Annotated in this window: 19 protein-coding genes; 4 read left to right on the top strand and 15 right to left on the bottom strand. The window is 73.7% G+C overall.

Annotated elements, in window-relative coordinates; all coding sequences use genetic code 11:
- Window positions 1-89 precede the first annotated feature (89 nt).
- Window positions 90-1109 carry a hemolysin family protein gene (locus AMK11_RS12750; protein WP_073726358.1) on the bottom strand — a complete coding sequence of 340 codons (1020 nt, stop codon included), beginning with the start codon at window positions 1107-1109 and terminating at the stop codon, window positions 90-92.
- Window positions 1106-2443: a hemolysin family protein gene (locus AMK11_RS12745; protein ID WP_073726356.1), complete on the bottom strand. Its 1338-nt coding sequence runs from the start codon at window positions 2441-2443 to the stop codon at window positions 1106-1108. The genes AMK11_RS12750 and AMK11_RS12745 overlap by 4 nt, the downstream gene beginning before the upstream one ends.
- Window positions 2444-2794: 351 nt before the next feature.
- Between AMK11_RS12745 and AMK11_RS12740 the strand changes: the two genes are divergently transcribed.
- The 4 genes from AMK11_RS12740 (at window position 2795) to AMK11_RS12725 (ending at window position 6781) form a co-directional block, all read left to right on the top strand.
- Window positions 2795-3013 (top strand): hypothetical protein, encoded by a 219-nt coding sequence (locus tag AMK11_RS12740; RefSeq protein WP_073726820.1) that lies wholly within the window; start codon window positions 2795-2797, stop codon window positions 3011-3013.
- Window positions 3014-3106: 93 nt separating this feature from the next.
- Window positions 3107-4117: a sporulation protein gene (locus AMK11_RS12735; RefSeq protein ID WP_073726354.1), complete on the top strand. Its 1011-nt coding sequence runs from the start codon at window positions 3107-3109 to the stop codon at window positions 4115-4117.
- Between the two features lie 287 nt (window positions 4118-4404).
- The gene (locus AMK11_RS12730) at window positions 4405-5238 is read left to right on the top strand and encodes a PIG-L family deacetylase (protein ID WP_073726352.1); all 834 of its coding nucleotides are present in this window, start codon (window positions 4405-4407) and stop codon (window positions 5236-5238) included.
- A 166-nt stretch (window positions 5239-5404) separates the two neighbouring features.
- Complete coding sequence (locus tag AMK11_RS12725; protein ID WP_073726350.1) at window positions 5405-6781, top strand: YncE family protein; 1377 nt, start codon at window positions 5405-5407, stop codon at window positions 6779-6781.
- Between the two features lie 96 nt (window positions 6782-6877).
- On the opposite strand, the gene AMK11_RS12720 is transcribed toward AMK11_RS12725, so the two are convergent.
- The 13 genes from AMK11_RS12720 to AMK11_RS12665 all read right to left on the bottom strand — a co-directional run bounded on the left by AMK11_RS12720 (window position 6878) and on the right by AMK11_RS12665 (window position 21594).
- Entirely contained in the window at window positions 6878-8671 is a 1794-nt protein-coding gene (locus tag AMK11_RS12720; protein WP_073726348.1) for an ABC transporter ATP-binding protein, read from the bottom strand.
- Between the two features lie 62 nt (window positions 8672-8733).
- The gene (locus AMK11_RS12715) at window positions 8734-10302 is read right to left on the bottom strand and encodes a hypothetical protein (RefSeq protein ID WP_073726346.1); all 1569 of its coding nucleotides are present in this window, start codon (window positions 10300-10302) and stop codon (window positions 8734-8736) included.
- Window positions 10278-11063, bottom strand: coding sequence for an ABC transporter ATP-binding protein (locus AMK11_RS12710; protein WP_073726344.1), 786 nt, complete (start codon window positions 11061-11063; stop codon window positions 10278-10280). Before AMK11_RS12710 ends, AMK11_RS12715 begins: the two co-directional genes overlap by 25 nt.
- 37 nt (window positions 11064-11100) lie before the next feature.
- Entirely contained in the window at window positions 11101-12138 is a 1038-nt protein-coding gene (locus AMK11_RS12705) for a T3SS effector HopA1 family protein (RefSeq protein WP_073726342.1), read from the bottom strand.
- A complete protein-coding gene (gene lxmK, locus AMK11_RS12700) occupies window positions 12135-13301 on the bottom strand; it encodes a class V lanthionine synthetase subunit LxmK (protein WP_073726341.1) in 1167 nt (388 codons plus the stop codon). Before lxmK ends, AMK11_RS12705 begins: the two co-directional genes overlap by 4 nt.
- Window positions 13298-16108: a M16 family metallopeptidase gene (locus AMK11_RS38135; RefSeq protein ID WP_073726339.1), complete on the bottom strand. Its 2811-nt coding sequence runs from the start codon at window positions 16106-16108 to the stop codon at window positions 13298-13300. Before AMK11_RS38135 ends, lxmK begins: the two co-directional genes overlap by 4 nt.
- Window positions 16105-17109 (bottom strand): phosphotransferase, encoded by a 1005-nt coding sequence (locus AMK11_RS12690; RefSeq protein WP_073726337.1) that lies wholly within the window; start codon window positions 17107-17109, stop codon window positions 16105-16107. Before AMK11_RS12690 ends, AMK11_RS38135 begins: the two co-directional genes overlap by 4 nt.
- A complete protein-coding gene (locus tag AMK11_RS12685) occupies window positions 17106-17750 on the bottom strand; it encodes a flavoprotein (protein ID WP_079187405.1) in 645 nt (214 codons plus the stop codon). The genes AMK11_RS12690 and AMK11_RS12685 overlap by 4 nt, the downstream gene beginning before the upstream one ends.
- An 11-nt stretch (window positions 17751-17761) precedes the next feature.
- A complete protein-coding gene (locus AMK11_RS12680) occupies window positions 17762-18727 on the bottom strand; it encodes an LLM class flavin-dependent oxidoreductase (protein ID WP_073726335.1) in 966 nt (321 codons plus the stop codon).
- Between the two features lie 185 nt (window positions 18728-18912).
- Window positions 18913-19089 (bottom strand): LxmA leader domain family RiPP, encoded by a 177-nt coding sequence (locus AMK11_RS37935; protein WP_158070972.1) that lies wholly within the window; start codon window positions 19087-19089, stop codon window positions 18913-18915.
- A 189-nt stretch (window positions 19090-19278) separates the two neighbouring features.
- The gene (locus AMK11_RS12675) at window positions 19279-19614 is read right to left on the bottom strand and encodes a helix-turn-helix domain-containing protein (protein WP_241846956.1); all 336 of its coding nucleotides are present in this window, start codon (window positions 19612-19614) and stop codon (window positions 19279-19281) included.
- A gap of 157 nt (window positions 19615-19771) precedes the next feature.
- Window positions 19772-20518 carry a class I SAM-dependent methyltransferase gene (locus AMK11_RS12670; protein WP_073726333.1) on the bottom strand — a complete coding sequence of 249 codons (747 nt, stop codon included), beginning with the start codon at window positions 20516-20518 and terminating at the stop codon, window positions 19772-19774.
- A 116-nt stretch (window positions 20519-20634) separates the two neighbouring features.
- Window positions 20635-21594, bottom strand: coding sequence for a helix-turn-helix transcriptional regulator (locus AMK11_RS12665; protein WP_073726331.1), 960 nt, complete (start codon window positions 21592-21594; stop codon window positions 20635-20637).
- Window positions 21595-21631 lie beyond the last annotated feature (37 nt).

Below are 21631 nucleotides of genomic sequence, written 5' to 3'. Positions count from 1 at the left end.
CGACGCTTGCCGTGCGGACGAGTACTCCTCGGGCGGGCCGTCGTCGGAGCGCCCCGGAAGGCCGGGGCGCTCGGCGGAGGGCTGAGCGTCTACGGCGCCTGGGGCTGGAGGTAGCGGGCCAGCAGGTCGTCCAGGCTCACGATGCCGGTGAGCCTGTCGGCGCCGTCGCGGAGAACGGCGAGTGAGGCCCGCCGGCGGCGCAGCAGCTCGATCGCGTCGGCGACCGTGGTGTCCTCGGTCAGCACGGGCGCGGGGCGTGCCAGGGCGCGGGCGCTGATGGCCCGGCTCCGGGCGCGGGCTACCAGGACGTCGCGGACGTGCACCGAGCCGAGGACGGAGTCTCCCTCGCGTACCAGGAGACGGGTGCGGTCGCTGCGGGCGGCGAGCGTCAGGATCTGTTCCGCATCGGCGTCGGCGTCGACCGCCGTGATGTCGGCAGCCGGGATCCGCAGGTCGCGCACCGGGGTCTCCGGTTCGGTCAGCGAGCGGGTCAGCAGGTCGGAGTCGGTCTCGCTGATCAGTCCGAGCCGCTCGGACTCCTCCACCAGATGGGTGAGCTGCTCCCGGTTGTGGACCGAGGCCAGCTCGTCGCGCGGCTTGACGCGGCACAGCCGAACCAGGCCGTTGCTCACCCTGTTGAGGACCCAGATCAACGGGCGCACGGCCTTCACCACGCCCCTGAAGGGCGGAGAGAGGAGCATCGCGGAGCGCTCGGGATGGGCGATGGCCCAGGACTTGGGTGCCATCTCGCCGAGCACCATGTGCAGGAACACGACCACGATCATCGCCACGGCGAAGGCCACGCCGTAACTGAGCGCGGCGGGCAGACCCAGCTTGTGCAGCAGAGGGTCCAGTTCGTGGGAGATCGCGGGCTTGGACACCGAGCCGAGACCCAGGGTGCACACGGTGATGCCGAGTTGAGCGCCGGCCAGCATCAGCGACAGCTCGCGCATGCCGGCCAGTGCCGCCTTGGCGCCGCGCTGCCCGTCGGCGACGGCCTTCTCCATGCGGTGCCGCTTCGCGGCGACCAGCGCGAACTCGGCCGCGACGAAGAACCCGCTGCCGACGAGCAGGAGGACGGTGACGAAGAGCGCCATCGGGAAACTCATGCCTGCTCCTCCGCCGTCTCGGTCATCCGCTCGATCCGGACGCGCTCCGGGACGTGCCGGTCGAAGGCGCGTACGTCGATCGCCACACCGCCGCCACCGGGCAGTACGACCGTGAGGCGGTCGCCGATGGCCGGGAAGCGGCCGAGCCGGTCGACGATCAGGCCGGCCACGGTGTCGTAGTCCTCGTCCGCCGGCAGCTCGATGCCGGTGACGTCGGCCACCTCGTCCAGACGGCGCCCGGCGTCCACCAGCCACCCGTCGCCGTCCGCGGACGCGACCTCGGTGACCGTGTCCGACTCGTCGGCGATGTCGCCCACGAGTTCCTCGGCGACGTCCTCGTAGGTGACGACGCCCGCCACGCCACCGTGCTCGTCGAGGACGACGGCGAACTCGTCGTTCCGCTCCCGCATCCGTTCCACGGCATCCGGCAGCGGCAGGGTGTCCGGCAGCAGCAGCGGCTCCCGGGCCACCGCACCCGCCGTGACGGAGGCGAACCGGCCGGCGGGCAACCCCATCAGCTCCCGCACGCCCAGCACCGCCGAGACGTCGTCCGGGTGGTCACCGAGCACCGGGTAGTTGGAGTGACCGTGCTTGCCGATGAGGTCGATGGCCTCGGCCGCGGTGGCGTCCTCGCGGACGAAGACCGCGTCGACGCGCGGCACCATCACCTCTCGCAGCGTCCGCTCGGAGAACTCCAGGGCGTGGTCGATCAGCTCGGCGGTGCCGCGCGGCAGCTGTCCCTGCTCGTGGGACTCACCGATCAGGTGACCCAGTTCCTCCAGGGTGGCGCCGTGGTGCAGTTCCTCGACCGGCTCGATGCCGGCCTTGCGCAGCAGCTTGTTCGCGGCGCCGTCGAAGATCCGGACCACCGGGCCGACGACCTTCAGGTAGGCCAGCGTGGAGCCCGCCAGCGACTTCGCCAGCCGCTCCGGGACGGCGATGGCGAGGTTCTTCGGCGCCAGCTCGCCCAGCACCATCTGCACGACCGTGGCCAGGACGAAGGCGAGCACGACGGAGATGCCGGTGACCGCGCCGTCGGGGATGCCGAGTCCGGCCAGGACCGGCCGGAGCAACGCGGAGACGGACGGCTCGGCGATGAAACCGACGACCAGACCCGTCACCGTGATACCGAGCTGCGCGCCGGAGAGCATGAAGGACAACCGCTCCAGCACCTTCAAGGCCCGGCCGGCTTTCCGGTCCCCGGCCTCGGCCTCGCGTGCGAGGGCGAGCCGATCGGCGGAGACATAGGCGAACTCCTGTGCGACGAAATAGCCTGTGCCCGCGGTCAGCACGAACACCGCCAGCACGCCCAGCCAGGCTTCCACGGCACTCATTCGACACCACCCCACGGCGTTCCGCGCTCAGGAAACGCTGGGCGAGGCGGTCGGGGACCGTGCCCCGAGAGGTCCGTCGACGATCTGGCGGACAAGTGGTGACTCCTTGCCTGGTGCGCGGACACGGAACGGTTCTGACCGGGCGCTCCGCACGGCCCACTCCAGCGAGCAGCCGAACGGGAGCCACTGTCGTGACCTTTTCCGATCGGCTCGGGAGCGTGTTTCGGCCTTTTCCCGTCAAGGCCCCCGGAGCGGGCTCCCAGCTCGCCGGGACAACTCTATGCTTCTACACGTTTGTAGAAGCAGGCCGTCACGAGGGCCGGACCGTACGCACGCTGGGAGATGACGCACATGGCTTCGATCGATCTGGACAAGGTGCTGGACAAGGCGTGGTCGGACAAAAGCCTGCCGGAGGTCATGGCTGCCCCGGTGGCCGCGCTGAAGGGTGTCTCCGACCGGGACGGTGAGCTGCTCCAGGAGGCGTTCGGGGTCAAGACCGTCGCCGACCTCGCCGATCTGAAGTATGTCCGCTGGGCGCAGGCACTCGCCGCCCTCGACGCGGCCAAGTAACCGGCCGACCGAGGTGGTGCCGGCCGCGTCGGCGGGCGGCACCACTCGCACCACCCTCACGGAAACACGCACGCTTAAGGAGTGGACGCCACCATGGTGTTCAAGCGACTTCTCGGCTCACTCGGCGTGGGCGCCCCTACGGTCGACACGGTCCTCGACCCGGGTCCCGTCCTGCCGGGCGGCACGCTCGCCGGACAGGTGCACCTCAAGGGCGGCCAGGCCGGCTTCGACATCGAGCACATCACACTCGAACTGGTGGCCCGCGTCGAGGCCGAGCACGCGGAGGGGGAGAGCGAGGGCGTCGTCGTCTTCGGCCGGTTCACCGTCGGCGGCGGCTTCCGGCTCGGCGCGGAGGAACCGCACAGCGTGCCCTTCAGCGTCACGCTGCCCTGGGAGACGCCGGTCACCGAGCTGTACGGACAGCCTCTGGGCATCGTGCTCGGGGTGCGCACCGAGCTGGCGGTCGCCGGTGCCAAGGACAAGGGCGACCTCGACCAGCTCACCGTCACCCCGCTGCCGACCCAGGAAGCGATCCTGGAGTCCCTCGGGCAGCTCGGCTTCGGCTTCAAGTCCGCCGACCTGGAGTACGGGCACATCGGCGGCACCGGACAGCAGCTGCCCTTCTACCAGGAGATCGAGCTCGTCCCGGCCCCGCAGTACGCCCACCAGGTCAACGAGATCGAGCTGACCTTCCTGGCCGGCCCCGGCGGGCTGGAAGTGGTCCTGGAAGCGGACAAGCGCGGTGGCCTCTTCTCCCCGGGACACGACGCACTCACGCGCTTCGCCGTCGGCCACCACGAGGACCGCGACTGGAACGCCTCCGTGGACGGCTGGATCCAGCGGCTCGTCGAGCACCGGACGACGTACGGCCACCCGACCGCGTACGGGCACGGCGCCCCGTACGCCGACCACGGGCACAGCGGACACCATGGGCACGAGGACCACCACCACGAGGAACATCACCGTTCCCGGCCCGGCATGGGCACGGCCGTCGCGGCAGGCGCGGCCGGACTGGCAGTCGGCGTCGTAGGCGGCATGGTCGCCGCGGAAGTCGTGGACGAGGTGGGGGACTTCTTCGAGGGTGACGAGGAAGACGAGGGCTGAGCGGTGCGGCCCGTGGCGCGGTTGGGCGGGAGACACGGACGCCGCCTGCCCATCTTCGTCATTTCTGCGTTGCTGTAGAAGCTCGCGGCTGTCCAGCCGAGACACCTCGCTCACCGAGGTCGAGGTGACAGAGATACCACTGGTGGGTCCGGAGCCGGGAACAGCCCGGCCGGGCCGCGCTGTTGCATCGATCGAGGCGCCGGCGTCGCGCGTGCGGGGGACCGCGGCCTCGCGGTCGCCCGCCGCTCCACTTGGACCAAGACGTATCTCTGCAGGAGGACTGTTCCATGACCGACCGGCCCTTGACGCTCATGGCGGTACACGCCCACCCCGACGACGAGGCCACCGGAACCGGAGGTGTCCTCGCCCGGTACGCGGCGGAAGGCATCCGCACGGTTCTCGTGACGTGTACCGACGGCGGTTGCGGTGACGGACCGGGGGGTGTCAAGCCGGGCGAGCCCGGGCACGACCCGGCGGCGGTCGCCTCGATGCGGCGTCAAGAACTCGAAGCGAGCTGCGGCGTCCTGAAGATCAGCGACCTGGAGATGCTGGACTACGCCGACTCCGGGATGATGGACTGGCCGAGCAACGACGCACCCGGGTCCTTCTGGCAGACCCCCGTGGAGGAAGGCGCGGCCCGGCTCGCGGAACTCATGCGGCACTACCGGCCCGATGTGGTCGTCACCTACGACGAGAACGGCTTCTACGGCCACCCCGATCACATCCAGGCCCACCGCATCACGATGGCGGCGCTGGAGCTGACCGAACTGACTCCGAAGGTGTACTGGACCACGATGCCCCGCTCGGGGATGCAGCGGTTCGGCGAGATCATGCGCGAGTTCCATCCGGACATGCCGGAGCCGGACCCCGCCGAGGCCGCCGCGATGGCCGAGATCGGCCTGCCCGACGATGAGATCACCACGTGGGTGGACACCACCGCGTTCAGCGGTCAGAAGTTCGACGCGTTGGCCGCGCACGCCAGTCAGGGCGAGAACATCTTCTTCCTCAGGATGGGGAAGGAGAGGTTCGGCGAGTTGATGGGCATGGAGACCTTCGTACGGGTCCAGGACGCCACCGGCGCTCCCCTGCCGGAGAACGATCTCTTCGCCGGACTGCGCTGATCGCGCCCTTCGGGTGACGTCCGGGTGGGCGTCTGCGCTGGGTAAGTGCCGCCTGTTGATCACGACGGTGGCAGTGCCGGGCACAGCGCCTGACCGTTGTGCCCGTCGCGCGTCCGGCGGAGCTCACCGCCGGACGACGTCCTTGACGAAGGAAGCGAACGATCACGTGCACATAAGACAGTTCGTACGCGGCGCGGCGCTCTCCGCTGCCCTGAGCCTCTCCCTCCTCGGCCTCGGAACGACCCCGGCCGCCGCGGACACCAGTAACACCCTGCCGATCGGCTCGTACCGGGACATCGCCGTCGACGCCGCTCACCAGCAGGTCTTCCTCAGTGACCCGTTCGGTGACAGCGTCGTGGTGACGGACTACGCGGGCCGGGTCGTGAAGCAGATCAGCGGTGCCGACGGAGCCTGGGGATTCGCGCTGTCCGCCGACTCCAGCACGCTGTACGTGGCGCTCCGCGACGCCGGCGCCATCGCCGCGATCGACACCGTCACCCTGCAGGAGACCGCCCGGTACGACACGGGCACCGGCGCGGGCGCCTACGCCGGTCCGACCTCCCTCGCGCTGGCCGGAGGCCGGATCTGGTTCGGCTACAGCCTCGACACCTGGAGCAGCGCCCTCGGCTCCCTGGACCTGAGCGGTGCGCAGCCGGTCGTCACCCGGGACCAGGGCCTCGACACGTTCCGCAGCTCGCCCCACCTGACCACCACCCCGCAGGCACCGGACACCCTCGTGGCGGCCGAGTCGGACGGCAACACGGCCGCCGTCGCGGTGTACGACGTGGGCGCCGGCCGGGCCGACGCCCGGGCGAGGCGCGTCGATCCGGGACCGGACGGATGCTCGAGCCTGCAGGACCTCGCCCTGACCCCGGACGCCCGGCAGGTCGTCATCGCCTGCGCCGGAGCCCCCTACCACCAGGTGCTGCGCACCGCCGACCTGGCGGACGACGGCGTCCTCGGCACCAGCTGGTCCCCCAACTCGGTGGCCGTCGACCCCGCCGGCACCGTGGCCGCGGGCCTCAACCAGCCGCACGGGTCCGACGTGCAGCTGTTCGCGCCGGACGCCCCGGCGTCCTACGCGGCCTGGGACTTCCCGGCGCCCTCCGACTACGCCGACACCACCCTCGTACCCGGCGGTCTGGCCTGGGCCCCGGACGGCAGCCGGATCTTCGCGGTCACCGAGACCAGCGGCACCTCGTCTCTCACGCTGCACGTCCTGGACCACCCGCGGGTCCCCACCACCGTCACGGTGCAGGCACCGGCCTCGTCGCCGCGCAACCAGGACCTCACCCTGACCGGAAGGCTCGAGGCCCCCGTGGGCTTCGGCGCCGGCAACACCGTCGACATCTGGCGGATCGACGACCCCATGGCGGGTGAGGGCACGCTCATCGGCTCCGCGAACGTCGCCGCGGACGGCACGTTCAGCTACACCGACCGGCCGAGGGCCAAGGGCCAGGTCCAGTACACCGTCCAGTACTACGGCGACGCGCGGCACGCCTACGCCTACGGCTCGGTCGTGGTCGACGTCGTCTCGGACTGAGACTCGCCGGACCGGGTCCCGCCGGGCCGGCCGGGGCTCCGACACTTCGCGTCGCGGGCCCGGGCTGATGCGCCCCGCCCCGGTCCGGCTCCTCGACTACACGGAACGACCAGCGGGGGCACGGTGGTGCGCGTCGGGGCCGAGCATCTGGGTCGAGGACAGGGCCCGGTACAGGTCGTCGGTGCGGGCCAGGTCCTCGTGAGTGCCCGACGCCCGTACCCTGCCCTGTTCGAGGACCAGGATCTGGCGCGCCCCGACGACGGTGGACAGCCGGTGGGCCACCACCAGCACCGTGGTCGTACGGGAGATGTCGGCGACGGCGTCACGGAGTTCGAGTTCGCTGAGGGCGTCGAGCTGGCTGGTCGCCTCGTCGAGCAGGAGCAGGCGGGGACGGCGCAGCAGCGCGCGGGCGATGGCGACGCGCTGGCGCTGTCCGCCGGACAGGGTGGTGCCCCGGTGCCCGACGGGGGTGTCGAGGCCGTTCGGCAGCCGGTCCACCAAGGCGGTCAGGCGGGCCAGGCGGACGGCGTTCCCGATCTCCTCCTCGGTGGCGTCGGACGCGGCGAGGAGCAGGTTGTCCCGGAGCGTGCCGGCGAGCACCGGGGCGTCCTGTTCCACCAGCCCGATGGTGCGCCGCAGTTCGGGCAGTGGCCAGTCGCGGACGTCCCGGCCGTCGACCTCGATGCTGCCCGCGTCCGCCTCGTAGAACCGTTCCAGCAGGGCGAACAGGGTGCTCTTGCCGACGCCCGAGGGGCCGACCACGGCCGTCAGGCCGTTGGACGGCACGTCGAAGGAGAGGCCGTCCAGGACGGCGGGGCCCGTCTCGTCGTACCGGAAGGCGACGTCGCGGAAGCGTACGGCGGCACCGTCGCTTCGCGTGCCGCCGTCGGTTCCGGCCCGGCCCCGGGGCGACGCGGCACCGGTGGGTTCCTGGGGCATGTCCTCCAGTTCGCCCATGCGGCGTACGGCGGCCATGCCGATCTGCAGGCCGGTGATGCCGGAGACCAGCTGGTGGATCGGCGCCGCCAGGTAGAAGAGGTAGAGCAGGAAGGCGATCAGTGAGGAGACCGGCAGGGTGCCGTCGGCGACGCGGCTGCCGCCCACGCCGAGCACCGACAGGAACGACAGCTGGATCGCGAGGCCCCCGGCGACACCGGCGACGGCGCCCCAGCGGGCCGCGAGCACCCCGCGCCGCCAGGCCCGTTCGGCGGCGTCGTTCAGCGCCGCCGCCTCGTGGTCCTCGGCGCCGGCGGCCTTGACCGTGCGGAAGGCGCCCAGGACCCGTTCGAGGCCGGCACCGAGTTCACCGAGAGCCTCCTGGGTCTGGCGGCCGGCCCGGCCGATCCTCGGCATCACCAGCAGGGAGCAGCAGCCGATCAGTACGACCACGCCGAGGACCACCAGGAAGAGCACCAGGTCGAGCCGTGCCATCAGGACGAGCATGCCGGCCAGGGAGACGGCGCCGACCCCGACCTCCACCAGATGGCTGGTGGCGGCCGAGCGCAGCAGGGTGGTGTCGGCGGTGACCCGGGAGATGAGGTCACCCGGCTGCTGCCGGTCCAGGCTGTCCACGCGCAGCCGCAGCAGCCGGGCGACGAGGCCGCGGCGCGCGGTGAGTACGACGCCCTCCGCCGCGCGTTCCATGAGGAAGCGGCCGAAGGCTCCGACGATCGCCCCGCCGAGCACCAGCAGGGCCAGCAGCAGGACCGGCCGCAGCATGCTGTCGCCGACGGCGAGGGCGTCCACGACCGACTTGGCCACCAGTGGCTGGGCGAGTTCGGTCAGGGCACCCGCGGTGGTGAGCGCCGCGCCGACGGCCAGCGTGCCCCGGTGCGGGCGGGCGTGGCCGAGGAGCCGTCGGAAGGACGAGTCGTGGGCGGCGGTCGTCACGGCGGGTGGGGTCCTTGTCGTCGAGTGCGGTGGACGTCGTCGTCGGACGCGGTGGGCCCGCGTCAGCCCAGGCGGAGGGCGTTGAGGACGTCCGGGTAGGTGCGGAACAGGCGGGCGCCCGTGCGGCGCAGGACGACCGAGGTCACCAGCAGGCCGTAGGCGAGCCCCGCGGGCAGCAGCAGCCAGGCGTGGCCCGTGCCGTGCAGCAGGACCGCGCCCGCCACCAGGGGCGCGGTGGCGAGGGGGCCGGCGATCGAGGCGGCGAAGTTCATCAGGTGGTAGGTGCCGCCCTGTCCGGGCACGCCGGTGAGGATCGAATCGTGCTCGAAGGCGTAGGGCCAGCGGACGCTGATGACCGCGCCCATGGAGAAGGTCACGCCGAGCAGCGCACAGACCAGGCCCAGCACTTCGGGGATCTGCCCGGTCGTCCCGGTGGCCAGTGCGATCACCACGGTGATCGCGGTGAGCCAGGGCACGGCCACGACGATCTGGGCGAGGAAGCGGCCGGTGACCTCGGCGCGGGCGTGGGCGACGCTGCGGGTGGTGGCGACGTTCGTCCAGACGGCGGAGCCGTCCATGGTGAACAGCATCGACGGCGAGCTCAGCGCGAACACCCAGGCGCCGCCCAGGGCGGCGTACGGGGTCTTGACGGCCACCGCCACCAGGACGAGCGGGAAGATCGAGGAGTACGCCAGCGAGGTGACCATCAGCATGCGGTGGCGGGGTGCCCGCGCGAACGAGCGCAGCTGGTGGTGGGTGATGAGGAGGGTCCGGCTGCGGGAGCCCAGCCGGGCCCAGACGCCCGCGTCGGCGGAGCGGGAGCGGGCCGGCCGGGCGGTGGACCGGTCGCTGGTGGTCATGAGCCGCACCAGGGAGTGGTGCCACCACCCCGCCAGGAGCAGGATCAGCAAGGCGGTCGCGCCGAGTTCGGCGAGGGCGACGCCCCACCTGCCCTCGGTGGCGGCGTACGGTGCGTCGGCGACCCAGCCGGGCGGTGTCCGGCGGAGCACGTCGGACACGACCGGCGGGACGCTCGGCTCGGGCGCCCCCGCCGAGGAGAGCAGCAGGTACGCGGTGAAGGAGACGACCGCGACGAGCAGGCCGCCCATGGCAGCGGCGTCCTTGCCCCGCCGGCTGGTCAGGGCGCGCGCGTAGGCGGCGGTGACGGCCCGGGAGGTGACCACGCAGAGCAGCAGGGCGAGCAGGGCGGCCGGGACGGCAACCGCGACGGCGGCGACCGTGCCGGTCACGGCGGCCGTGGCGCCGGCGAGCACCACCAGGGTGACCAGCGGGCCGGGGCCGACCAGGGCGGCGGCGGTGGAACCGACGATGAGCGGCCGGGGGCGGAGCGGGAGTACGGCGAGCCGGGTGGGGTCCGCGCTCTCGTCCCCGGTGCCGGAGCCCGCGGTGAGCGGCAGCACGACCCAGCCGACCAGCAGGCCGGCGCAGGCCAGGACGGCGAGGTCGGCGGCGGCGGGTTCGCCGTGCCGCTGGGCGAGCCGGGCGGCGGTGAGGCCGGCGGCGGCCAGAGCTGCCAGGGCCCCGACGACGAAGCCGGCGGCCCGGGCGCCGCTGCGGCGCAGACTGCCCCTGAGCAGGGCCAGTTTCAGACGGACGAAGAGCCCAACCACCGCAGTGCCCCCTTTCCCTTGGTGCCGCCCGGGGTCGGGGGCGAGCCGACGAGTTCCATGAAGGCGTCGCCCAGGCCGCGTCCGCCGCGGACCTCGTCGAGGGTGCCCGCGGTGACGATCCGGCCCTCCGCCATGACCGCCACATGGCTGCACAGGGCCTGGACCAGTTCCATCACGTGGCTGGAGAAGACGACCGTGGAGCCGGACTCGGTGTAGGCGCGCAGTACTTCGCGGATGGTCTGCGCGGACACGGGATCGACGCTCTCGAACGGCTCGTCGAGGAACAGCACCGGCGGGTTGTGCAGCAGGGCGGCCGCGAGGCCGATCTTCTTGCGCATGCCGGTGGAGTAGTCGACCACGAGTTTGCCGGCCGCCTCGGTCAGGCCCAGCACGTCGAGGAGCTGGTCGGCCCGCTCGTCCGTCTCGGCGCCGGTGAGGCCGCGCAACCGGCCGGTGTAGGCGAGGAGTTCGCGCCCGCCGAGGCGTTCGAAGAGCCGCAGGCCCTCGGGGAGGATGCCGATGCGTTCCTTGGCCTCGTAGGGGTCGCGCCAGACGTCGTGGCCGGCGACGGTGACGGTGCCGGCGTCCGGGCGCAGCAGGCCGGTGATCATGGAGAGGCTGGTGGTCTTGCCTGCTCCGTTGGGGCCCACGAGGCCGTAGAAACTGCCGCCGGGCACGGTCAGTTCGACTCCGTCGACGGCGGCCTTGCCGTCGAACACCTTCCGTAGGCCGTGTACCTCGACGGCGGCTGACGTCGTCACGGTGCCTCTCCTTCGTGCGGGTGGGGGGTGCGGGCGGTCACGGGCTGGGGACCGCCGGGGACCGCAGGTTCCTGAACGGGGCCGAGGGGTCGATGCCGGCCGTGCGGCAGACCTCGGCCAGCACGGTGGCCAGCGCCGTACGGGCTCCGGGCGCGACCGGGTCGATGCCCGCGTGCGCGGCCCGTACGGCGGCCTCGGCGAGGGCGTTCGCGCGGTGCTGCCCGAAGCTCATGGCGGCCGTGCCGGGCCGGGTGTCGTCGGGTTCCCAGGCGATGGCGGTGCCGGGCGCGAGGCGGTGGGTGAACGCGGAGGTGCCGGGAGCGACGCCGGGCAGCTCGCGCACGGTGTCGGCCACGGCGTGGCAGGCCCCCCAGGAACGGCGGCCGAGGTAGACGACGAGGGCGTCCCGGCGCGGGTAGGACGACGGGGCGGACAGCACCTTGGCGTGGTAGGAGGCTCGGTCGTCCTCCAGGCGCCTCAGCACGGCCGCCCATACGCCCGCCGCCAGGTGCGGGCCGGTCAGGTGGACGTAGACCCGGAGCAGTTCCTCGTCGTTCTCCGGTTCGCGGCTGCCGCACACGTAGAGGAAGCCCGGGGAGAGCGCGGGGCGCGCGGCCGCCAGGGCGACGGTGGGGCCGGGATCGCGGAGGGTTTCGGGCGGGACCATGACGCGGACGCCGTTCAGGCCGACCAGGACGCCCGGGCCGAGGCCGAGTTCCGCCGGGTCCCGGCGCGGTGCGAGGGCGGTCGCGGGCCGGTCGACCGTCCGGTGCGGGACCGCGGCCCGCAGCTCCCGCTCCAGTGCCTCCTCGCGCAGGCTCAGCGGGGTCCGCTCGCCGTGCGGGCGGCCACTGTGCACGACGTCGTAGAGCAGTGCGGCGAGCACCGGACGGAGTTCGCCGGGCCGTACCGGCCGCGTGGTGTGGCCGCCCGCGGAGGCGGTCCGCAGGTCGGCGGAGACGCGGATGCCGAGGAGCGCGTCGAGCAGCCGCGGCGCGGGACGCGGCCGGGCGGGGCCCGGGGCGGTGTACGGCTCGGTGCGCGGCTCGGCGGGGACGTGGGTGGGTGCAGTCACGGGGTCTCTCCGAGGCCGAGGGTGGTGGTGAAGCGCGCCGGTGCGATCAGCGCGGTGCGTCCGATGCCGGCGGCGGCGCGCTCGATGGCGCGCAGCCGGTTGGCGCGGGCCGCGCCCGCCAGCAGACGGTCGAGGAGGTGCCAGCCGGCGAAACCGGCGGCGCGCTGTGCCAGGCCGGGGTCGGTGCGGTCGGTGCGGGGGCGCGCCCGGCGGTATCCGGACCAGAACGCCTCGATGACGGGGCGTACGCGCAGCAGGTTCTCGCGTCCCCGGGCGAGGACGGCCTCGCGGCTCAGGCCCGCGTCCGCGAAGACCTCCGCGCCGGAGAGCGGGTCCGTCTCCGCCCGGCCCGTACCGTCGCGGTCCGTCACGATGTCCAGGACGGACCTGTGCAGCCATTCTCCGACGAACCCGCCGATGTCGCGGGCGGCGTCGGAGGCGCGGAACTCCTCCCAGTCGGCGACCAGCACCCGGGGGCGGTCGCCGGCCGTCACCAGGAACTGGTCCATCCGCAGGTCGCAGTGGGCCGGCACGCTGGGCGCCGCGCGCTCGGCCGCCAGCAGGGCGGTGACGGCGGCGACCAGTTCGTCGTCGCTCTGCAGCAGTTGCCAGGTCTGGAGTTCGGCGCTGCTGGCCTCCTCGTACATCGCCAGGGGCAGCGCCTCCAGGAGGGCGGGCGAGGGCAGCGGCGGGGTGGACGCGTCGAGTGCGCGGACGCCGTCCCCGCATTGGGGCACGGTGGCGTGCAGCAGCCCCAGGGACTCGCCGGCCCGGCGGGCCAGGCCGGGGCCGAAGGACTCGTCCAGCATCAGCTCCGTACCGCTGCGGGCGTCTTCGAGGTACTCGAAGGCCAGCAGGCCGTGCTCCTCGTCGCTGCCGAGCAGCCGGGGGCCGCGCAGGACACCCTCGGGGCCGGCGGCCGTGACGGCCTCGAAGGCGAGGGCACGGTCCATGCGCCGTCGTACGTCCTCGGCGGGGCCGGTGAGCCGCTTGACGAACACGGCGGTCCCGGACGCGGTGGTGCCCGCCCAGGTGTCGTTGCGGCCGGGCAGCGCGGTGAGGCCGGCCGGGTCGAAGGCGCCCAGCCCCAGACGGTCCAGCAGGGCCTCCACCTCCGGAGCGTCCGCCAGGGGCACGGGAAGGAAGCGCAGCAGCGTGGTCACGGTGTCACCTCGGGTTCGCCGGTCCGGCCGGTGAGCACACCGACGAGACCGGAGTCGGGCAGGATCGCGTGGCGGGCGCGGGCCACCTCGGCGGCCGTCAGGTTCCGTACGGCGTCGGTGAAGGCGCCGGTGCGGCCGGTGTCGAGGCCCAGGAGCTCCCACGCGGCGACCTGGTCGGCGAGGTGCGCCTGCGTCTCGAACACCGCGTGCAGCTGGCCGTCGGTGAAGTGCCGGGCGGCCTCGACCTCCCGGTCCGTGGGCGGTACGTCGGCCAGCCGCGTGATCTCGCCGTGGACGGCGTGCGCCGCGCGGGCGGCCCCGGTCGCGGGCGGCCACGCGGTGACGAGGAGACGCGGTGCCCCGTACGCGGTGTCCCGTCCGGCGAAGACGGGAAAGCCGAGCGGCGCCTCGGGCGTGGTGAGCCGGGTCAGCCGGGCGGACGGATGACCGCTGCCGAGGACGACCGCGGCCAGGTAGCGGGCCGCGAGGTCCGCGGGGTCGGGGCGCGGGGTGGGATACGGCCGCTCCCGGACCGTCCAGACCAGCTGGGGCGGCCCCGGGGCGCGGAGGTGGACGAGCCCGGACCGGGCGGGGCCGGCCGGCACGGGACCGTCCTCGGCGGGCGGGTCCGCGACGGGCGACCCGTCGAGGACGGCCTTCAGTGTCCCCTCCGCCGCCGTCGCGATGTCCCCCACCAGCACGACGAGCCCGTCCGTCCAGGGTGCCGGGCGGCCCGCCTCCGCCGTGAGGACGTCGGCGGGCAGCGCGGGCTCCAGGGGCGGGACCGGGCGGCCGGTCAGGAGGTGCGGGAGTACGTGGTCCAGCAGGCCCTCGTGCGAGCGGTGGGCGGCGCGCAGCGCCCTCGCGGCGGCGGGGGCCGCGGCCGTCAGTTCGTCCACCCCCGGGGGAACGCCGACGAGTTCGCCGAGGAGCGTGGGCCAGCGCGGGGCCGCGTCCGCGGTGAACCAGCCGTCCAGGTGGACCCGGCCTCCCAGGACGCGGACGGTGTGCCCGCCGCCGGCCAGCAGTGGCTGCGCGTCCCAGCGCGCGCCGAGGACGCGGGCGTGGGCATGCAACCGGGCCGCGCCGAGACCGGGCGGTGGCGTCAGACGCACGCGCACCTCGCACAGGGGCACACGGTCGTCCCGCACAGCCACGACGCGCCAACGGTCCGTGCCCGGCCGCCCGAGCGCGTGGTGACGGCGCAGCCCCAGCGGCCGCCGCGACCCGACCGCGGGCACCACGGCCCCGGCCTCGGCGGAACGCGCCGCCGCCACGACGCCGGGTTCGGCGGGGCGTGCGGCCGTCACGACCTCGGCTTCGGCGGGGCGTGCGGCCATCACGACGCCGGGTTCGGCGGGCTCGGCGACCGGCACGACCGCGGACACCGCCGACCCGGCGACCGGCACCACCCCCGACACGACGGGACGGGCGGCCTGCACGCCCCCGGGCGCGGCGGGCTCGGCGGCCGGCACTTCCCCGGGCATCGCAGGCTTCGCGGTCGGCGGCGTACCGGACACGGCGGGCCGGGTGGAGGGAGTGCCGGGCCGTGGGGCCGGGCGGGTGCGCGTGGGGGCGGGTTCGGCCACGAGGGTGGCGCGTCGCGTGGTGAGCAGGCCGCGCGCGGCTGCCGCGACCCGGGCCGCGCCGACCTCCCCGACCCGTGCGGGCAGTTCGTCGTGGAGTTCCGCCCGGCCGAAGAGCAGTTCCAGCCTGCCCAGGCCACGGGCGCGGGCCGTCGGACCGTGCCCGGTGCGGTGCAGCGCGGCCGCCAGCCGCCGCGCGGTCCCGGCCACCCGGCTCGCGGGCAGCCCGTCGGCAGCCGCCTCGAGGGCGCGGTCGAGATGGCTGAGCGTCTCCTGCGGGTCGGCGCCGTCGGGGTGGCGGAGGGTGACGGTGAAGGTGTCGGGGGTCAGGGCGTCGAGCGGGCCGAAGAAGCCGCACTCGGCGGAGGCGATCCGGCCGGCGGTCCCGGAACGCCGCTGTCCGCGCAGCAGTCCGGCGAGCACCATGTGGGCGAGGTAGCCCTCAAGTCCGCCGGCCGGGTCGGTGAGCCGGTACCCGGCGGCCACGGCTCCGGCGCCGGGACGCAGCCCGGGGAACCGCCGTACGCTCACGCGGTCCTCGGTGAGGTCCGGTTCCGCGAGGTCGGGCGGGGTGGGCGCCGGGCGGTGCGCGATGTCCGCGAAGTGCCGGGTGACCAGCCGTTGGACACGCGCGACGTCACCGGCGCCGGAGACCGTCAGGACGGCGTTGCCGGGGCCGTAGTGCAGCCTGAAGAACTCCTCGCAGTCGGCGACCGTCACCCGGGCGAGCGCGCCGGTGTCGCCGTAGCCGTCGTGGGCGTTGGGGTGGGTGTCGAAGAGCAACGCGGGCAGCAGGGGCCAGGGGAAGCCGCCGAGGGGTGCCTCGTGCAGGGCCTGCCTGATCTCCCCCTCGACGCCGCTCAGTTGCTCGGCGAGGCCGGTGGCGGTGAAGCGCGGGGCGCGCATCCGGTCCGCCTCGGCGAACAGCGCCCGCTCCAGCGCCGGGCCGGGGACGGTGTGGAAGTAGTCGGTGTAGTCCTGGTGGGTCGTGCCGCTCGCGTCGCCGCCGGCCGCCAGCACCTCGGCGAGGTAGCCGCGCGCCGGGAAGTGCTCGCTGCCGTCGAACATGAGGTGCTCGAAGAGGTGGGCGAACCCGGCCCGGCCGGGCGGCTCGGACCGGAACCCGACGCCGTAGTGCACGGCGACCCCGACGAGCGGCCCCGCGTCGGCCGGATCCACCACGGCCCGCAGGCCGTTGGGCAGCGTGAACCTGTGGATCACCGCGTCGCACCGCCCCGGACGAGGCGGGCCGCCAGCAGGACGTACACGGCGGCGGCGTCGCGCCCCTCGTCGCTGTAGGCGAGCGTGTCGTGGGCGTGCAGGGCGATCCGCAGGGCCGCCCAGCGGCGCGCCGTCGCACCCAGGCCCCGCCCGTACCCCTCGGCCAGAGCGCCGAGGAGCCGCTGCCACTCGGCGGGGTCGCCGCCGTGCGCCCAGCGCAGTTCGGCGAGTTCGCCGGTGATCCAGCCTAGGTCGTACGGCCAGGGGGCGAGGCAGAGGTCCTCGCCGGTGAGCAGTACGGCGGTGCCGGTGCGCGGGTCGGGCACCAGGGAGCCGAGGCCCGGCGCGCCGTGGCTGAGCACGGGCCGGGCCGGCCGGCCCCCGGCGCGACCGGCGTCGGTGGCCAGGGCCTGCGCGCACCAGCGGCGCAGCGTGTCCAGGACGCCGTCGTGGGCGGCGAAGGCCTCCGCGGCGTGGCTGCCCCCGGCCAGCCAGCTCCACAGTCGCCGCAGCCCGCGGGCGGGACCCGGCCCGAGGGCCGGGGCGGGTGTGGGTGTGGGTGCGGGCATGGGGGTCCGGTGCAGGGCGGCGAGCAGGGCCCCGGTGCCGCGCAGGGCGCGCTCGAGTGCGGCCGCGCCGCCGGGTACCTCGGCGGGTCCGCCGATGAGCAGGTAATGGATGACGGACCGGTCGTGACCGGCCCGGTAGCGGCGGCCCGCTCCGGCCGGGCCCTGGGTCTCCTCGCCCACGGCGAACCGGACCCCGTGGTGCTCACCGATTGCCTCGCACACCCGGCGCAGCGTGCCGGGGACCGGCACGAAGGGGGCGGGGGCCGCCGGGCCGGGGGCACGCAGCCACTCGTACTCCTGACCGCCCGGGACGCGACGCACCTCGGTGGTCAGCAGTCCGGTGCCGAACGAGGTCACGGGAGCGGGCGGGGCGTCCGGCGGGCCGGAGGCGGCGGGACCGGTGGCAGGACGGCCGGTGGCGGGGTGGTTCATCGCCCGCTCCCGTGGTCCCGTGCGGCCAGTGCCGTACGGCGTCGTTCCAGCCGGGTCAGCAGGTCGGGCAGCAGCCCGGGGGCCCAGCTGTCCATGCGGCCGGTGGTCTGACTCAGCCCGGGCACGGGCGGCAGGACGACCACGTTGGGCCGGGCCCGCAACGCCTCGGTGTGCATGCGGTAGGCGTGGCTGTCGGCCCCGCCGGGCGGCAGCGCGGCGGCCAGGCCGACGGGAGCGCCGGTGCACTGCGCGGCGAGCAGTCCGGGGCTGTCGGCGTGGCCCTGGGCGAAGCGGGCGGTGAAGGCGAGGGTGGCCGGGTAGACGACCACGGCCTCGGCCCATTCGGCCAGTTCGACGTGGCGCACGGACACCGTCGGGTCGTCGGGCCAGCTGTCCCGGAGGGCCACCCGCCCGGCGGCCGCGGTGGCGGCCTGGAGGGTGACGAACCGCTCGGCGCTGCGGGTGAGGACGACCTGTGTCTCCAGGGCGGGGTGGGTGGCGCGCAGCCAGCCCAGCCAGCTCGGCAGGTCGACGGCGGAGGCCGACCCGGTGCCGATGAGCAGCAGGCGGCGTACGTCGAGCAGGGGCGCGGCCGGTACCGGCGCCTCCGGAGCCGCTTCGCGGGCGGTGTCTTCGCGCATGACCGGCTCCGTCACCAGGCGTTGCCGCGGAACAGCAGGTCCAGGTCGGTCAGGACCGCCCGGGGCCCCCACCGCAGGGCGACACCGGCGCAGTTGAGGACGACCTCGTCGACGCCTGCCTCGTGGTAGGCGGCCACGCCGGCGCCGATCTCGTCGGCGTCCCCGGCGAGCATGCCGCCGGTGCGCAGCAGGCCCCGGGCGATGCCGTCGTGGTCGGCGTCGCGCACCCGCACGCCCGCGCGCTGGAGCATGTCCCGGTAGTGCGGTCCCTGGAAGTGACCGGAACTCCCCTGGGCGAGGGCGGACACCAGGTCACGGCCGTCGGCCGCCGCGGCGGTGGGCACGAAGGTGACGACGCGGGGCACGGGACGGCCCGCGGCCTCGGCGCCCTCGCGCAGCGCGGGCATCAGCACGTCCCGGACGTATCCGGGCGGTGTCAGCCAGGTGACGGCCACGTCGGCGGTCTCACCGGCGAGCCGGGCCATGCCCGGCCGCAGCACGCCGAGACCGATCTCCACGTCCGGCGCGGGCAGCTGCGGCAGGGTACCGGCGTACGAGAAGTAGGTGCCCCGCTGGTCGACTTCGCCGCCCCGGAGCAGGGCGCGGACCAGGGTGAGGTATTCGCGGGAGGCGGTGAGCGGGCTGGCGTAGGGCTCGCCCAGGGCCGCGGCCTGGAAGGAACGGGCGCCGGGGCCGAAGCCCGCGACGACCGGGTGGCCGGAGGAGGCGGCGACGGTACGGGCCTCCAGCGCGGCGAGCAGCGGATGGCGGAGCGGCATCAGCGAGACGCCGATGCCGAAGGGCATCCGCATGCCCATGCCGCTGAGCTGGGTGAAGATCTGGTGCTGCTCGACGGACGATCCCTGCCCCTGCCAGAGGGCGTGTGCGCCGCGCCACTGGACGAACGCGCCGAAGGGCGCCGCCTGCTCCGCCCGGACGGGAACGAACGGCAGGAGGACGGAAACGTGACGGCTCATCGCTGAGGCTCCGGTGGTTCGTGGGTGAGACCGGTGCGGGGCGGCCCGAGGGTCACTCGGACGGCTGCCTGGCGCACAATGGGAGGAGGGTCCGGCACGAGAGGTCCCCGGATCTCCGAGGACCCGCGCAGACGGTCCTGGACGCACTGGCCGCGTCCAGGACCGTCATGCTGCGACCGCTGAGGTCAGCAGCCCTTCTTCGCGGTGAGCGTGACGCTCGCGACGGAGAACTTCGTGTAGACGATGGTGGCGGTCGGGGTGGCGGCCGGGGCCTCCACCGACGCCTCCATGTTCAGCTCCGCCGCCTCGGTGTAGGCCTCGAAACCACCGACGAGCTCCATGATTTCGATGTCGTTCTGCATTCCGCACTCTCCTAGAGTGTTCACATGGAAGTCGCCGCCGAGAAAACGGCAGCGATCGGCGAGCGGCGAACCAGGAGTTCGTGGCCCCTTCATTCGCCGTGCCGCCGAGGACATCTCATTGTGGAACTCGGTTGGGTGTTCCGGCCATTGCCCTTTGGGGAGGTGACCCAAAGGGCAGTCGGGCCGGCGTTATTCCGGGCAGATCAGCTCGTGGTGCAGATGCACCAGAAGCGCGGCCTCCAGCCGGGACGCGACTCGGAGCTTCTCGACGATGCTCGAAACGTGTGCCTTCACCGTGCGTTCGGCGATGCCGAGCCGGCGGGCGATCGTGCCGTTGGGCAACGCGGCGGCCACCAGCAACAGCACCTCACGCTCCCTGCCGGTCAGCCTCGACACACCCGAGGTGTCGAAACTGAGGGTGGGCGGCCCCTCGCACCCGCACATCGCGGTCTCACTGCCGGCGTCGGCGACGAGCTGGTCAGGCCCGGCCGGCGCGGCTGCGGTCTCAGTCAGCAGGATCCCCACTACTGAACAACCTCCCCGTTTGCATACTTTGCGGTGACCCTAAGTCAGTTCTTCACCAGACGTCCACCTGCGAAAACGGCCCAATACGGGAACGGCCGAGTGAACCCCGCCACTCGTACCGCCGGGGACTCCGCCCGGGCTCCGCCGGCCGCCGCTCTCACGCGGGGGCGTCGGCCCGCTCGTACACGGAGACGTGCCGCGGGCTCCGGGCCGTGTAGGGGTTGCGCTCCCAGTCCTCCCAACGGTCCACCAGGCGAAGTCCCGCCAGCTCGGCGAGGAGGTCGAGCTCGAACGGGAAGGCGTAGCGCAGGACATGGTGCTTCGTCTCGGGCTTGCCGCCGTCGACGATCGTGTGCGTGCCGTACATGAGCTGGTGCGCGCGGTCGACGGCGAGGGTGTCGAGCATGACCGCGCCGTCGTCGAGGTGGCGCATGGAGAAGTCCTGCTTCTCCATCGCGTGGTAGGGCGCGGGATCGAATGCTTCAAGGATGAACTTTCCGTTCGCAACGAGCTGTTCGCGCACCAGCCGCAGGCAGCCGAGCTGCTGCTCCTTGGTCACCGCGACGAAGAAGGTGTTCAGCACGACCGTCACGACGTCGAAGGTGCGGCCTGTCCCCGTCTCGGTGAAGTCACCTGCCTCCGTGACCACCTCGTTCCTCACGTCGCGCTCGCGCAGGACCGCCAGCATGGCTTCGGAGGCGTCGATTCCGTGGACCTGGAAGCCGCGTGCGGCCAGTGGCAGGGCGATCCGTCCGTTGCCCACGCCGAGTTCGAGGACCCGGCCGCCCGCCGGGGCCAGGGCGGCGATGAAATCGACCGCGAGGGAGGTGTCGAATTCTATCGGGTACATCTGGTCGTAGACGCCGGCGAGTTTCTCGTCGTAATGCACGTTGTTGGCAGCCATCGAGGACCTCCGGGTGATTGAAGTGCGCTCCCGGTGAAATCGCGAGCGTCGCCCGGGAATCCGGCCACGGGGACAGGGCTCAGCGACGGGAGCCGGTCGATCTTAACCAGAATTCCTTAATCGTCCGCCGCGGCGGCCGTGAGGCGTGCGCCGAGTGCCGCGACCGCGGCCCGCAGTTCCTCCCCGCCCCGGACGCGGAAGGCGAACGGCATCCTCGCCAGCCATTCCTGCGCGTACATGGCCGGGTTGCGGGTGCTGCCGGTCAGCACGCACCCCTCCCCCAGCGGTTCGAGCCGGCCCATGGGCGGGCGGATCCACGGGGCCACTTCGTCCGGCGGGGCGTCGAACACCACGTGGGTGGGGTACGCCCAGCCGAGGCCCAGGTTCCGCTCCAGCACCGCCACCGGGTCGAGGCCCTCCGGCGGCTCGAAGGCGTGCCCGGTCGGCCGGACCGTGAGGACCCGGTCGGCCCGGTAGGTGCGGATCGCGTTCGCGCGGTGGGAGTGGCACAGCACGTACCAGTGCCCGTGGCGGGCGACGAGGGCCCAGGGATCCAGCTCCGCCTCCCACTCGCTTCCGGCCTCGCTGCGGTAGGTGACCGACACGCGGCGCCGGGCCGCTACGGCGTCGACGATGTCGCCGGCCACGGCCGGGTCCGGACGGGTCGCATACGGGTCCGGCGCGGCGGACGCGTACTCGCGCAGCTTCGCCGCCTGCCGGCCGACGGTTTCCGGCAGCGCCTTGACGACCTTGCCCAGCGCGGCGCCGACGAGGTCGCCGGCGTCGTCCGCGGCCGGCTGGGCGCCGAGCACGGCCATCACCAGGCCGAGGGCCTCGGGCTGCGTGAAGTGCACGGGGGGCAGCCGCGTTCCGCGGCCGAGGCGGTAGCCGCCGTGCGGTCCCCGGGCCGACTCCACGGGGATGCCGGCCTCCCGCAGGATCCCGACGTACCGGCGGGCGGCGCGCTCCGTGACGTCCAGCCGCTCGGCGAGTTCCGCCGCCGTCGTGACGGGGCGGGCCCGGAGGATGTCCAGGGTGCGCAACGCCCGTGCGGTGGGGCTGAGTTCGTTCGTCACGGGAGCCAGATTAATACCGGCAGCGGATCGTCCGGAT

Origin of the sequence: Streptomyces sp. CB02414, from assembly GCF_001905385.1 — a bacterium.
GTDB lineage: Bacteria > Actinomycetota > Actinomycetes > Streptomycetales > Streptomycetaceae > Streptomyces.
This window is presented reverse-complemented; position numbering and strand designations above follow the sequence as displayed.